The sequence below is a fragment of the Wolbachia endosymbiont (group A) of Chalcis sispes genome, from assembly GCF_964026765.1.
In the GTDB taxonomy this organism is placed as follows: domain Bacteria; phylum Pseudomonadota; class Alphaproteobacteria; order Rickettsiales; family Anaplasmataceae; genus Wolbachia; species Wolbachia pipientis.
This window is the reverse complement of record NZ_OZ034697.1, coordinates 1204704-1218311: the sequence shown is the minus strand read 5'-3', so window position 1 is coordinate 1218311 and position 13608 is coordinate 1204704. Positions and strand designations below refer to the sequence as shown.

The window sequence follows — 13608 nt, the reverse complement described above, 5'->3', positions numbered from 1 at the left end:
TTAAAAATCGCATCGCAATTATTTAATTTTGCTCCGCAATTACAATCAGTCTCCAAAAACGATCACTCTTGAAGAAGTTAATTATTCAAGAAAAATTATGAAATCACAGAACTCTTACTCGGGAATTAATCCTATAGTTGTTAAGTACGTAAAGTATTATGCAAAATGTCTTAAACGCCTTAAATGTTTTGCCGATGAAAGCATTGAAGATATTGAACAAGAACTTTTTTTACTTGTTTGGCCAACAATTATTCAATATGACGAGAGTAAAAGTTGTTTTGTTGCTTTTGTTAAACAACTCGTTAAGTGCCGTGCCATTAACTTAGTGTATAGGCAATCATGCGAAAAGCGTGGTGGCAAACAAGGTATATTATATATAGATCATACTATTTTAGATAACATTGCTGATGAAAGGTGCCGTTTTGAAGATGAAATAGCAGACCGTAGTGATCTTGATTACATTGTCTCAACACTACCTCAAGAATGGCAAGTTCTATGCAGACAGCTAGAAATCTTCAGTGTTCCAGAAGTAGCTGAAATACGTGGAATAGCAAGGACAACAGTCTATGACATTCTCAGAAGAATAAGACGACATACAAAAAAAGTTTTCTAGAACCTCCGACAACAGAGAACCATTCCGGTATATAAAACATAGGGGGAGATTATGACTCTAAAAATAATAAGTAACGAAGAAAGAGTAAAAACAGTAACAGGTGTAAAAATGGTAATCTTTGGACCTTATGGAATCGGCAAAACTAGTCTACTTAAAACTCTCGATGAGTCGACAACACTCTGTCTTGATTTTGAAGCAGGGCTTTTAGCAGTTCAGGACTGGAAAGGAGATTCAATCAGCGTTCGTACTTGGAATGAGGCAAGAGATATAGCTTGTCTTATTGGTGGGCTAAATCCTGCATTAAAATCTGATCAAGCATATAGTCAAAGGCACTATGAGCATGTATCTGGCAAGTACAAAGATCTTTCTTCGGAGTTTTTTAAATATCATTGCATTTTTATCGATAGTATCACTGTAGCATCACGTTTATGCTTTTTATGGGCAAGGATGCAACCTGAAGCTTTTTCTGATAGATCAGGAAGAGAAGATAAAAGAGCTGCTTACGGCACACTTGCTCAGGAGATGATGGCTTGGCTCAATCAGTTTCAACATATTCGGGATAAAGACATCATCATAGTTGGCACTTTAGGTCAGTATCTTGATGATTGTAATCGTTCGACCTGGCTGCCTCAATGTGAAGGGGCTAAAACTGCCAGTGAAATTCCTGGAATTGTTGATGAAGTAATCAGCATGGTTGGAATCAAGAAAGATGATGGCACAGAAGTACGTTCATTTGTCTGTCAGACGATTAATTCCTGGGGATACCCTGCTAAAGATCGAAGTGGTTGCCTTAATATGGTTGAAGAACCGCATCTGGGAAAACTACTTGCGAAAATTAAAGCTAAAGCCTTTTCTACTGCTACTTAATGGAGAATAACTATGCTACAAAACATTTTCACTATTGGTCAAAAAATCCCTTTTTTCAGCGTAAAAGAGTATTTAAGTGACCCAACACCAATCCCAGAAGACATCATCTACCCGAGGATATTAACTCCAAGGGGTTTGTTGGTATTTGGTGGGCCACCTAAAATTGGTAAAAGCGATTTTCTAATTTCATGGCTCATGCACATGGCTGCTGGTGTTTCATTTCTTGGCATGATTCCCAATCAGCCTATGAAAGTTCTCTGTCTGCAGACTGAAATTGATGATGGATATTTAAAAGAGCGTCTACAGGAGTTAAAACTTGATAAAGAGCTTTTGGATATTGGTGCAAACAACTTCATGATCACGCCAAGAGTACAACTATCGTTTAGTAGTGAAGAGATAGATGAAATAAAAAACTCTCTGGAGGAAAAAAGTTTCAAGCCAGATATTATCGCCATAGATCCTCTACGAAATATCTTTAATTCAGGTGAATATGGTAATGAGAACGATAACAGCGCTATGCTATTCTTCCTGCAAAAAACGCTTGAAAGACTGAGAAATGTTATTAATCCAGATGCCGGTATAATACTTACCCACCACACTAAAAAATTATCCAAAAAAATGCTGGAAGAAGATCCATTTCAAGGTTTAAGTGGTGCTGGGTCTTTAAGGGGATTCTACACTACAGGTATGGTGATGTTTCGGAAGGATGAAGAAAACAGAGAAGAAAACGGAAAAGAACAAACCGCATGTCAAATAGTTTTTGAGTTACGCAATGGAAAACATATCCTGCGCAAGACTGTCGACAAGATAGATGGTCGCTGGCAGTTTGTGGACCAATGGAATAGCTGATTTCAACTTTATTATGGAGACATTTATGTTACAGGATTTAACTGATTTTAACACGGCAAAGTCGCAAAGTAATTTAATACCTAAAGGTACAACGGTAAAAGTCAAAATGGCTATTAAACCTGGGGGTTATGAATGCTGGCTCACTAAAAGTCCCACTACCGGTAGTATCTATTTAAATGCAGAATTTACCGTCATTGAAGGGTCATATGCAAGGCATAAGATTTATCAAGCAATTGGTATTAAAAGTGGCAAAGCAAACGTTGAAAGAGAAGATGTTTGGGGAGAAATGGGTCGTTCTATGATTCGCAGTATTTTAGAGTCAGCACGCAATATTCATCCACATGATAATTCAGAAAAGGCGGTACTTGCTCGTAAGCTGAACTCTATTGCAGACTTAAATGGTTTAGAATTCAGAGCAAAGGTAGGTATTGAAGCTGATCGGTATGGAGAAAAGAACAAGATTGCTACAGTTATTACTTCAGAAAATACTGAAAATGATTGGGTACCGTTTTGAAGTACGACGAGGAGAAGCTCTGGATTGCTGTCATTAAGAGAGCTATCAAAGATGCAGCAGGAAAAAATGCAGAGCTAAAAAAAGAAGCAATTGAATGGTTCAATTTGGAGTCTTTTGAAACTGTTTGTGAGCTGGCTAATCTCAGCTTTAAACGTATGAAAAACATGTTGTTAGGTTATGGAGGTTTTATGTCTAAAAAGGAAATAAAGGCGTCATTAATTGATAATATTAAGGAATGTGTGTCTCATCTAATTCCAGACGGTAAGTTTTACCAAGAGAAGACTTATGTTGGCAGCTTAAATGGAGATACCATTATGGTTAAAATAGTAGGTAAAAAAGCCGGTAATTGGCGTAATTTTACCACAGGGACTAGTGGTGACATTATTGATCTTTGGACTTTAATTAAAGGTAATATAGATTCTGCCAAGGAGTGGTTAAATACTAAAAATACTGAGAAATTACAAAATAAAGAAGCAAAGGGGGCAATAAAAAAAGGGGAAAAGGCGTTTTCTGTAGGACAGTATTTAAGCGACCAATCTCCAATGCCGAAAGATGTCATAGGCCCAAGAATTCTAACACCAGGTGGGCTTTTAGTTATAGGTGGTACTCCAAAGGTTGGAAAAAGTAGTTTTCTGCTTTCTTTATTAGCACATATGGCAGCAGGAGTATCATTTCTTAAGATGACACCTACAAAACCGCTTAGGATACTCTATCTACAGGACGAAATGGGATATGACGACATGAGAAGGCGCTTACAGCAACTCAAAATCGACCAAAAGCTTATAGATTTAATGAAAGAAAACTTGGTTATTGCTTCAGAAGCAAAAATAACGTTGAATGATGAAGGAGTGGAGAGGATCAAAGACATCATCGTGAAAGACTTTGGTACAAAGATGGTTGATCTTATTGCAATAGACTCTCTTACGACGCATCTGATGCCACTTTCTCTTTTACGTAGTGGGATTGAAAAATTACGCTCTATCGGCATTGGAATAATCATGACCCATCACACTAAGAAAGTATCCACAGCTACACTGGAAAAAAATCCATTTCAGGCTCTGGTTGGAGCTAATGCACTCAGAAGTTTCTATACGTCTGGTATAGTAATGTTTCAACCCAGTAGAAGCAAAAATATTCTGCAGGTAGTGTATGAGCTTGGGAACAGAAAACCTATACCAGCAAAATTCATTAGCAGAGCTAACGGATGTTGGAAAGCTTCTAAGGTTAGCTTGATTACTTTGTCAACACAAGTGTGAAGGGATTAAGGCGATAACCATGTTCCTTACAAATTAATTCTGGCCAACCAATGGTTTGAATAACATCATCACGTTCGATGCTCAATCCTGATTGGTTAGCCAGTTTTTCTTTTATTTGTCTTTGCATTTTATTCAGAGGATATCTTATTTGTTGTTCTAAATCTGTAATTTCTGAATGAAAAATTAAACTGTCTGCTATTTTTTCGGTGCTAAGAGGTACATGATGTTTTAATGGTATACCATTTTCAAAATCATCGAGAAATTGTTTGAGTAAAACGCGAAAGATACTAATACACAATATAGCTCTTTTATTTACTACTTCAATGTCATTTACGTAGACCGCACCATGTGAGAACCCAAGTTGTAGAGTTTTCTTTGGTGATTTAGGTTTAACTTGTTTTAATGAAATAACAGGGAAAATTTGTGTAGAGACATTAGCAATTAATTCTGGTATAGCTACTTCAAGAAGTATTTCACGTAAACTCCTATTCTCACAAAAAAGATCAGACATTTTTACGATGGGCAAAACAATTGGCAAGTCCGGTATATTCTCTCTTACGGTAATTAAAACAGTGGGCTGGATTCTAAGCTTATCTATGGTTAAATATACTGCATCAGAGCAAAGATCAAGAATGATTATGCTAACAATACTGCCTTGGCTACTTATGTGATAAACTCCTTCTGCTGCTTTTTGCCAGATGAACTTTGAGTTGTTCAATAGACTCTCAAACCAATGTGCAATTTTTTCTAGGTTAAGATTGGTTGATAGTAGGTGAAATCGTTGCTTTTGATGAGTATTGGGTAGAATGTAGCGACAACAATCTTCACAAAGCATGTCATCACATTCTTCATCAAAGTCTGGACTAATAGGAATTTCATTAGTGCAATCTGGATCAAATACGTGAGGCCAATCCAAATGATCCTCTTTACGAGAACAAATAACAAAATCAACTGCTTTTAGCTTAATAAAGCCAAGACTAGATAAATAGATTGCAGTTTTCAAGTAAGCTTTGCTCGGGTCAATACAGGGTTCATTGGATTCCAGAACATCTGCAATAGTTTGCTTTTGGTAGGATTGTAAGTCCATAGTTCTCCTTCATTAATGACTTGAAATCTTCACGCTCTTTTTTATTGAGTACATGCTCTGAGTAATAAATAATGGTATAATGCTGATTTCTTTTAAAAAATAAAGTTACTTTTTTATTCTGAAACAAAACGCGAATGGACTCAACAACAGAATTATCTTGTGTTAATTTTAACATCTGTAATTCGCGAGCAAGTGAGTTAAATGGATTAGTGGCTACAACTAAGTATGTATCTTTCTTGAGCTGAGTTGAACGGAACCTTATTTCAAAAGGGCAAATATGAGGGTCAGCCCCTTCTATGGAAGACTTTAAGAATGCTGCAACAAGAAGTGTACAATTTTGGTCTTGCATATCGATAAATAAGCATTCACGTTGAAAGTAACGACTTAAGATACTATTTGCTATTTTTAGACTTTCATCAGAGTTTTTGGCAGAAAGATTTAATTGATTACCATGTAGAGAAAAATCGAGAATAATCCGATCTGGTCTATATCCATGGATAATACGGTTTGAATTAAAGAGTAAGTCCTTATCGCTAGCACGACGTATAAACACGTATATACGATCATGATGATAGAAAAAACATTGTAGTTGAGTTTCAAAGCCATCATTTTTTGCAGCATCATATTTTTGCAGTAGTTCGTGAACAATTTGCTTTGATAAAAAGTTTTTAAAAGGAGTTTTCATCTGTCTAGGGGAATTTTGTAGAATAAAGGGAGAAAACCCTCTCTTTTGTACTCTGTCAAAATGGTAAACATACTTGATTAACTCTGGATTATGATGAAACATAACAAAGATCAAGGACTTTTTATCATATTTATTGCTCTTACATAAAAACTGAGCAATGAGCGCTTTGTCCAAGGTGGATTTTGCTACTTCAACAACAGCAGACTGAAATTTAGAATAGTTAAAACAACTAAGTAGATAATAGTTGAGCAAAGAATCTGAACAATCCGTGAGAATGGCACGTTTTTGTTGAATTGGAATATCATCGTTATGCTTAAAAAGTTGCAGAAAAATGACATTTAATTGTCTACCTGAGAGGGAAGAAAGCCAATTTTTACGTATTTTCTCATTTTGAAAGCTAGGTAACCAATGATCTATTGGCATCTCTAAATCACTCTCCCAGAAATCTCTGCTGGGATAAAGATCAACCATATAATGTGTATAATATAATGAGCTATATTTTACATAAGTAAAAAATTAATCAACAAAAAAACTTCAATAAAAAATATTTTTCAAAATAGCCTGAACAAATTTCTACAAAAAATGTATATCTTAAATAGGGGGAGTAGAAAACATGTCAATCCTAACGCAAACGGGAAGAGCAGCAATAGCAGCAAGCATAAAAGAGCAACCGATACATCTTGCTTGGGGAAGTGGTGACTCAAACTGGGAAAGTCGCCATAAAGTAGAGAAAACTTTTACCAATGGCGAAATAACCCTAGATCACCATACTATTAAAGATGTAAAAGTTTTTACCGGGCAAATAACTTATCAGCCAAGTATAGACTATACAGTTGCTGGTGTAATTAAACGTACGGAAAATGGTTCTATTGCAAATGGTGGTGGAGTTACCATAGAGTATACTCAAGACACACCACCAGAACCCATTACTTCTGCAACATTACTCAAGGAAGTTGGACGTCGTGTTGTTGATGAGATACTCTTCTGTGTTGGTGATGAGGATGGAGAACTTTTGACCCCTTCTGGGAGGTTTAAATCTTCCGCTGTACCAACCAATAATCTTTATCTCAAATTTACTTTTGATTTCACGGACGCAGCAAATCAAGTAATAAGGGAACTAGGGGTTATGGTTGGTACAAGGGTAAAGGCGCCAGGACAGAGATATTTTGAACCACAAGATATAGAAGACCCTGGAATTTTGTTAGTTTTAGAGCACACTGTGCCACTTATCAGAACCGCAGCTACAAGAGAAACTTTTTCCTTTGTTGTAACATTTTGACATATGACAATAGTCTATTTTTTGAAAGAAAAATACTTCGATCAGAAGAATCAACAAAATCTAAGTTTATTATTCAACATCCTTGTAACTTTTTTATTGACATGCAAGACGGTATCTGCGGCAACCCGTGAAACTTTTTCATTTGTTGTGACGTTTTAGAAAAAGGGGAAAAAGATGACGTTAAATAGCTATTATAATCGCTCTGACAAAGAATACGAGAAAAGTTTATTCTTAGCAGGAAGAGGTTTGCAGTCAGCAGAATTAAATGAGATTCAAGATTATGCTCTTTTGAGTCTCAAAGGCATAGGTGATGCGATATTCCGTGATGGTGACGTTATAACGGGAAGCGATTGTATCATAGACGGGGAAAAAGTTACACTTGAAGCAGGAAAAATCTATCTTCGTGGAGCAGTTAGAAAAGTCGAAAAAGAAAAATTTACTATTCCACTTAATACTACAGTTCGCATAGGTGTTTATTATGTAGAATCTACCATTACAGAACTTGAGGATGAAAATCTTCGTGATCCTGCAGTTGGTACGCGTAATTACCAAGAAGTAGGAGCAGCAAGGCTTAAAGTTTCCACCATTTGGGGTTATCAAGCAGAGAGTGTTACTGTTAACTCCGCAAATGGGGAATTCTATCCAATTTATAACATTGAAAACGGAGTTCTTGTTCAGTATTCACCGCCACCACAAGCAAACATAGTAACCACAGCTCTTGCTCGTTACGATAAAGAAGCAAATGGATCTTATGTAGTAAATGGCCTAGAAGTAATGTTCCTGCAAAAGGAAGAGGGCAAAAAAGGGGCACAAATATTTGTGATTAATGAGGGAAAAGCTCATGTTGATGGCTACGAAATTGAATTATCCCACGGTATTCGTGTTTATTTTGATGAAGATCCAGATATAAAAGCAGTTAAATCAGAATTTCACACCTTTCAGCCAAATAGCCAAAGAGTAATGGAGCTTAAAGTTCATGATTTTCCGGTTAGTGAGATAAAAAGGGTAGATATAACTGTTCAGAAAACTATTACCATGACGCATGGTTCATACTCTGGAGTTGTTGATCCGATACCTGACTCTGCAGTTCAGGAGATCATTCAAGTTAAGCAAGGTGATGTAATCTATGAAAATAGTGCAGATTGCAAGCTCAGTGGAGGAAATGTTGATTGGTCATTGGCAGGAAAAGAACCAGCACCAGGAAGTAGTTACCTGATAACCTACCGCTTTCGCACTCATGTAAGCCCTGAAGATGTGGATGAACAAGGGTGTAAAATAAGAGGAGCAGTGGATGGCAGTTTAGTTTCAGTTGATTACACTTGGAAAATGCCCCGCTTTGATTTAATCACTCTAGATGCAAAAGGGGTGGTAAGAAGAATAAAGGGAATTGCTCATCCATGGCGACCATCGATGCCTAAAGCACCTAGCGGACAATTGCTACTTTGCTACATTCACCAAACGTGGAAAGAAGGGGAAGAGGGGAAAATAAAAATAGTGAATAATGCTATCCACGCTGTACCGATGAACGAATTGGAAGCAATGAAAAAAGGAATAAATGATCTTTATGCATTAGTTGCCGAAGAACGTCTGCGTAATGATGCAAATTCAAGAGAGCCTACCACTAAAAAAGGAGTATTTGTTGATCCGTTCTTTGATGATGATATGCGTGATCAGGGAATTTTGCAGTCTGCAGCAATAGTAAACAAGGAACTAGTATTACCGATAGATGTAGAAGTTGTTGATGTTGAAAGGGGAAAAAAACCGTATCTTTTGCCGTATGAACTTGAGCCGGTATTGGAACAGCTTTTACAGACTAAAAGTGAAAGGATTAATCCTTATCAAGCTTTCGATCCAGTACCGGCAAAAGTTACCATGAACAAAAACATCGATCACTGGACAGAGGTAAAGACAAATTGGTCAAGTCCAGTGACAAGAGAATTTAATACTAGAGAAACAACAGAGCTTCTGTCAAGTAGTACGTATGAAGCTGAATTTATGAGAGAAGCAGTACAAGATTTTGAGATCGAAGGTTTTTCGGTCGGTGAGAAACTTAAAGAAATAAAATTCGATGGAATCAGCATTCAACCTATAGAGGAAGGAAATGTCTACAATTAGCAACCAGGGGAAAAAAGGACGAATAAGTGGAAAAATAAAAATCCCAGCAAATATTCCAGCCGGTACTAAATTAGTGCAGTTTTACGGGGATAAGGGAAGTTATGGAGAAGCAACGTATACTGGTAAAAAAACTATTACCATAGAAGAGCGAAGAAGAGTTTTTTCCAGCAAACGTGTTGATCCTTTAGCGCAAACATTTACCTTGGATGAGAGTAGGCATATAGGAGGTATAGACTTATGGTTTACAAATAGCGGCAAAAGACGTGTTGTTGTGCAGATTCGGGAAACAACAGTTGGAGTGCCCTCGCAAACAGTTATCGCTGAAAATTCCATCGAGCCAACCAAGATCAATACCAATGGCACAGCAACACGTATAACTTGGTCACCTGTGTTTTGTCATGGAGGGCAAGAGTATGCAATAGTTTTACTTACCGATGACGGGGAAAATGCGGTCAAAGTAGCAGAACTTGGCAAATACGATGCAGTAAACAGCCGTTGGGTAACCAGTCAACCTTATCAAGTAGGGGTATTACTCTCATCAAGCAATGCAAGTACGTGGACACCGCATCAAAATTTAGACCTAACTTTTAGGCTTTTAGCAGCAAAATTTACCGAAAGTTCTCACGTTATTGATCTTGGTAAAGTTACTGCAAATAATACATCAGACTTAATCGCTCTAACCAACATAGAAAAAGTAGGTTTTGATACTAATGTAGAATTTATCTTAACAGATGAGAAAGGAGAAGAAAATTTTCTATCTGATAATCTGCCGTTAGCACTGCGCGCAAGAATAAGTGGGGAATTAACGGTAAAAGTAGCGCTCAAAGGATCGGGGGAAAAAAGTCCAGTTCTCTACCCTGGGTTGCAGCTAGTTATGGGGAATATTTCAGCGTCCGGAGATTATGTCACGAGGAGCATTACAGCAGGATCCAACACTAAGATAACAATTACCTATGATGCATTGATACCTGGTACTGCAGATGTTAAAGCATATGTGCAGAAAAGCGTGGAAGGGGAATGGCAATTAGTAGATTTAACAGCGGGAAAACCAATCGGAGAAAATTGGGTAGAGAGAGTCCACGTGCTGACGAACTTTAATGCAAATGAGACGAGGGTAAAATTAGTCTTGAGTGGAACGGTTGTCTATCGACCAAAGGTAAAAAACTTACGAGTTATTATAACATAAAAAAATGCCAGATGATGAAACTAAACGTGGATATCCTTTACCACATCCAGAGAATATTGCTGCTCAAGATGTAGTACGTATTCGCAGAGCCATAGAAAAAATAGATGAAGATATGAGTGAAAGAGATAACAATCTTAAAAAAGCATTTGAACGACTGAATTTTGAAACTTTTTTGAATTTTTGGGGATGAAAGAAGCAATCGATGCATTGCATCAAAGAATTAAAGATTTAGCAGCAAACAGCACACCAGAGCAGCTTGCATATCTTGCTAAGTCATTGGAATTGATAATAGATAAAAAAGCAATCTCCAATATTGTGCAGATGACCACAATAAAAGAAATAATCGATGCACTACAAAAAAGACTTAAGGATTTAGCAGCAAATAGTACACCAGATCAACTAGCATATCTTGCTAAAGCATTGGAATCAATAGTAGGTAAGAGTGCAGTGTCTGAAATTGTATACATGACAGATGAAAAGTTGAAAGAACTTCTAAACGCTGCAAGATCACATTTGAATGACATAAATACCAATAAGGAAAATTCAATATCGGCGATAACTGGAGCAAAGACAGAGTCTGTAAATGAGATCAATACGCTAAAAACTAACACCTTGGATACTTTAAAAGCGTCATCAGATTCATACGTATCGCTACTTGACACGAGAAAAGATGCGAATATTGCGGCAATAAACAGTATTAGCAACAATCATAAAGATGGTCTTAAAGGTTTAGTAGAAGATTTTCGTGCTATTAATAATGTACCACCTGGCTCATCAATTATAGGAGAAATAGAAACTCGAGATAATCAACTAAAAACATCCCTTATAAATGAGGTAAAAACTCGAGATGATCAATTAAAAACGTCTCTTAGAACCTGTTTAAAATCTCGGAGAGATGAGGTAAAATAGTGGTAGATTAAGAATGAGGTATATCTATGCGTAAAAATTATCCAAGTGATATAAGTCGAGAGCAATTTGAAAAAATCAGACCAATACTAGAGAGTAGCAGGAAGAAAACGAGACCAAGAAAACTTGATTTGTATGATGTATTTCGTACAGTGTTATACGTCCTAAAAAGTGGTTGCCAGTGGAGAATGTTGCCAAAAGATTTTCCAAGGTGGGAAAGCGTATATTACTATTTTCAAATGTGGAATAAAAAGAATGGAGAAGAACCAAGTTTGTTGGAATTAGTTTTAAAAAAAATTGGTTGGAGAGATCCGTATCAACAATGGTCGGAAAGAGAAAACTAGCTTCTGTATAATTGATGCTCAAAGTGTTAAAAACACAGATACTGCTGAAAAAAAGGGCTATGATGCAGGTAAAAAGATTTCAGGCATAAAGCGTCATATTGCAGTTGATACTCAAGGTCTACCACATGCAATTTATGTAACAACAGCAGAAGTAACTGATCGTAGTAGCGCTGTAAGAATGGTTGAAAATGCTAAAGATACCCTTTCTGAAGTCAAAAATATATTGGTTGATGCAGGCTACACAGGAAAAATTTTTGCAACCCAAATAAAAGATATTATTGGTGCAACTGTTGAGGTAATAAAGCGCAGTGAATTACATTCTTTTGTTGTATTGCCAAAGAGATGGGTTGTTGAGCGTTCTTTTGCTTGGTTAGAAAAGTGTAGACGGCTATGGAAAAATTGCGAACGTAAACTCAATACCAGCTTGCAAATGATTGTCCTTTCCTTCATTTCTCTCCTATTACGAAGATTTTAAACAGGTTCTTACAAATGAGGTAAAAACTCGAGATGATCAACTAAAAGTGTCGCTTACAAACGAAATAAGAAAGCGCAATATGGTTGAACCAGGGTCATTACCTTTCTTGTTTGGTGTGCTCAGTAGAAAAAATAATTACTATGGTGACGGAGCTTTCACAACTGAATTAGGTCAATGGAGCAGCGATATAACAAAAACCGACTACATGTTACAACTACTTGCGGGTAGTCATACATACGATACAAGTTACGTTAGTTTTTATCGGCCAAGACAATTGAGTTTTATAGAGGGAAACAAAGGTACATTTATTTACGGAGAGTCATATACAAGCAGTGACTCCGTGAGTCGTGATCAGATATATTACTACCCGTATGCTGCACTTGGAGTAATGTTTGTAAAAAACACCACAAGTAGGGATATAACAAGAACATTAAACTTTGTTGGTACATCTTTTTGGAGTTCAGGATACGAAGGAGCAGGAGCATTTGTGGGAACACCTGATAATACCAATAAATCGAGGATTTCAAAAATAACATGGAAAAATGTTTACCAATACACGAGTTCGAGTAGCAGATTTGCTGCATCTGGTAATGTAGAAATTCCAGCAGGAAAAACAGTTGCAGTGTTACTGTATACATCATCTTATCTAGATAGCAGAGGAAAAGTTAGTGAAGGTATGCTTTCAGGTAATGTATATATCTATGGTCAATTTATACAGTGGGGGATTTATAACATACGTAACAATTTTCTAACCACAGGACTTGAGATCGATGTAGAGAGGACACTAAGAGCGTGGCAATGTCCAGGATTAGATGCGACGTATAAAATTTGGCAATAAATCAAAATTAGGGGAAAAATTGTGACTATTTACATTCGCTTTGAAAATAACAAACAAGTAGAAACAACAACGCTTGAAAGCAAGCCAACTGGGAATGATTGGTATGAAGCGCCAAAGAATTTCAATTGGCAAAAGAGTTATCGTTTAATAGAAGGAGGAAAAATTGTTGAAAGGAGTAAAGAGGATATTGAGTTGGAATTATTGGAAAATGCGAAATTTTCTGCACTTGATAGTGTGCGTTTTTATTTTAATGACTGTACTCACAAATACGCAGGAGCTTCTCATCAGAAGTCTAAGTCGTATGAGATACAAGCGAAAGCCGCAGAGAACATTCTAGCAGCACCAGAATCTATAGACGAAAAAGATGCAGAAATCATAGAACCTTTAGCAAAAGTCCGTGATATCCCGGTTATTGAAATGGCAAGAATAATTCAGGAAAAAGCAAAAAAAGCAGTAAAAGCAATAATCAAATGTGAAGAGCTTGAAGACTTAGCCAAGAAGAAAATTAAGGAAGTCAGGGATAAAGAAGAGCTGCAGAGTTTACTCAACGATTTTAAGCAAAAAATGCAAAAGGTTTTAGAAAGCTAAAAAAGA

At 36.8% G+C, this 13608-nt stretch carries 13 protein-coding genes and 2 pseudogenes; 13 read left to right on the top strand and 2 right to left on the bottom strand.

The annotated features are described in order from the left end of the window. Nucleotides 1–28: 28 nt before the first annotated feature. Genes AAGD72_RS06120 through AAGD72_RS06100 form a run of 5 tightly spaced genes read left to right on the top strand, consistent with a single transcriptional unit; the run spans nucleotide 29 to nucleotide 4099 of the window. The gene (locus AAGD72_RS06120) at nucleotides 29–613 is read left to right on the top strand and encodes a sigma-70 family RNA polymerase sigma factor (protein ID WP_341814810.1); all 585 of its coding nucleotides are present in this window, start codon (nucleotides 29–31) and stop codon (nucleotides 611–613) included. Nucleotides 614–664: 51 nt separating this feature from the next. After that, nucleotides 665–1480, top strand: coding sequence for an ATP-binding protein (locus tag AAGD72_RS06115; RefSeq protein ID WP_341814809.1), 816 nt, complete (start codon nucleotides 665–667; stop codon nucleotides 1478–1480). A 12-nt stretch (nucleotides 1481–1492) separates the two neighbouring features. Beyond that, nucleotides 1493–2329, top strand: a complete 837-nt coding sequence (locus AAGD72_RS06110) for an AAA family ATPase (protein ID WP_341814808.1) — start codon at nucleotides 1493–1495, stop codon at nucleotides 2327–2329. A 25-nt stretch (nucleotides 2330–2354) separates the two neighbouring features. Beyond that, complete coding sequence (locus AAGD72_RS06105; protein WP_341814807.1) at nucleotides 2355–2843, top strand: hypothetical protein; 489 nt, start codon at nucleotides 2355–2357, stop codon at nucleotides 2841–2843. Continuing rightward, a complete protein-coding gene (locus AAGD72_RS06100; protein WP_341814806.1) occupies nucleotides 2840–4099 on the top strand; it encodes an AAA family ATPase in 1260 nt (419 codons plus the stop codon). Before AAGD72_RS06105 ends, AAGD72_RS06100 begins: the two co-directional genes overlap by 4 nt. On the opposite strand, the gene AAGD72_RS06095 is transcribed toward AAGD72_RS06100, so the two are convergent. Further along, entirely contained in the window at nucleotides 4077–5102 is a 1026-nt protein-coding gene (locus tag AAGD72_RS06095; protein WP_341814805.1) for a hypothetical protein, read from the bottom strand. The genes AAGD72_RS06100 and AAGD72_RS06095 overlap by 23 nt on opposite strands. Before the next feature lie 28 nt (nucleotides 5103–5130). Beyond that, nucleotides 5131–6342, bottom strand: coding sequence for a hypothetical protein (locus AAGD72_RS06090; RefSeq protein ID WP_341814804.1), 1212 nt, complete (start codon nucleotides 6340–6342; stop codon nucleotides 5131–5133). 142 nt (nucleotides 6343–6484) lie between these two features. Between AAGD72_RS06090 and AAGD72_RS06085 the strand changes: the two genes are divergently transcribed. The 8 genes and pseudogenes from AAGD72_RS06085 to AAGD72_RS06050 all read left to right on the top strand — a co-directional run bounded on the left by AAGD72_RS06085 (nucleotide 6485) and on the right by AAGD72_RS06050 (nucleotide 13602). Further along, nucleotides 6485–7150: a hypothetical protein gene (locus tag AAGD72_RS06085; protein ID WP_341814803.1), complete on the top strand. Its 666-nt coding sequence runs from the start codon at nucleotides 6485–6487 to the stop codon at nucleotides 7148–7150. Between the two features lie 174 nt (nucleotides 7151–7324). Continuing rightward, the gene (locus AAGD72_RS06080) at nucleotides 7325–9265 is read left to right on the top strand and encodes a DUF4815 domain-containing protein (RefSeq protein ID WP_341814802.1); all 1941 of its coding nucleotides are present in this window, start codon (nucleotides 7325–7327) and stop codon (nucleotides 9263–9265) included. Further along, nucleotides 9252–10451 carry a hypothetical protein gene (locus AAGD72_RS06075; protein WP_341814801.1) on the top strand — a complete coding sequence of 400 codons (1200 nt, stop codon included), beginning with the start codon at nucleotides 9252–9254 and terminating at the stop codon, nucleotides 10449–10451. The genes AAGD72_RS06080 and AAGD72_RS06075 overlap by 14 nt, the downstream gene beginning before the upstream one ends. Nucleotides 10452–10455: 4 nt before the next feature. Further along, nucleotides 10456–10641 (top strand): hypothetical protein, encoded by a 186-nt coding sequence (locus tag AAGD72_RS06070; protein ID WP_341814800.1) that lies wholly within the window; start codon nucleotides 10456–10458, stop codon nucleotides 10639–10641. Next, a pseudogene (locus AAGD72_RS06065) lies at nucleotides 10638–11252 on the top strand (hypothetical protein); the annotation flags it as partial. The gene AAGD72_RS06070 and the pseudogene AAGD72_RS06065, both read left to right, overlap by 4 nt. 134 nt (nucleotides 11253–11386) lie before the next feature. Next, nucleotides 11387–12176, top strand: a protein-coding gene (locus AAGD72_RS06060; RefSeq protein ID WP_341814578.1) for an IS5 family transposase whose coding sequence is annotated in 2 segments (ribosomal slippage) — nucleotides 11387–11647 and nucleotides 11649–12176 — 789 coding nt in all. Because the reading frame shifts where the segments join, the coding sequence is not laid out codon by codon here. After that, nucleotides 12175–13014, top strand: a pseudogene (locus tag AAGD72_RS06055) (hypothetical protein); the annotation flags it as partial. The gene AAGD72_RS06060 and the pseudogene AAGD72_RS06055, both read left to right, overlap by 2 nt. Nucleotides 13015–13035: 21 nt before the next feature. Then, on the top strand, nucleotides 13036–13602 hold the full coding sequence (locus AAGD72_RS06050) for a hypothetical protein (RefSeq protein ID WP_341814799.1): 567 nt from the start codon (nucleotides 13036–13038) through the stop codon (nucleotides 13600–13602). Nucleotides 13603–13608 lie beyond the last annotated feature (6 nt).

What these genes read in the sequence shown, in the direction of transcription:
- AAGD72_RS06070 (WP_341814800.1), top strand. Translation starts at nt 10,456, where the DNA reads ATGCCAGATGATGAAACTAAACGTGGATATCCTTTACCACATCCAGAG.
- AAGD72_RS06090 (WP_341814804.1), bottom strand. Translation starts at nt 6,342, where the DNA reads ATGGTTGATCTTTATCCCAGCAGAGATTTCTGGGAGAGTGATTTAGAG.
- AAGD72_RS06085 (WP_341814803.1), top strand. Translation starts at nt 6,485, where the DNA reads ATGTCAATCCTAACGCAAACGGGAAGAGCAGCAATAGCAGCAAGCATA.
- AAGD72_RS06110 (WP_341814808.1), top strand. Translation starts at nt 1,493, where the DNA reads ATGCTACAAAACATTTTCACTATTGGTCAAAAAATCCCTTTTTTCAGC.
- AAGD72_RS06115 (WP_341814809.1), top strand. Translation starts at nt 665, where the DNA reads ATGACTCTAAAAATAATAAGTAACGAAGAAAGAGTAAAAACAGTAACA.
- AAGD72_RS06075 (WP_341814801.1), top strand. Translation starts at nt 9,252, where the DNA reads ATGTCTACAATTAGCAACCAGGGGAAAAAAGGACGAATAAGTGGAAAA.
- AAGD72_RS06080 (WP_341814802.1), top strand. Translation starts at nt 7,325, where the DNA reads ATGACGTTAAATAGCTATTATAATCGCTCTGACAAAGAATACGAGAAA.
- AAGD72_RS06105 (WP_341814807.1), top strand. Translation starts at nt 2,355, where the DNA reads ATGTTACAGGATTTAACTGATTTTAACACGGCAAAGTCGCAAAGTAAT.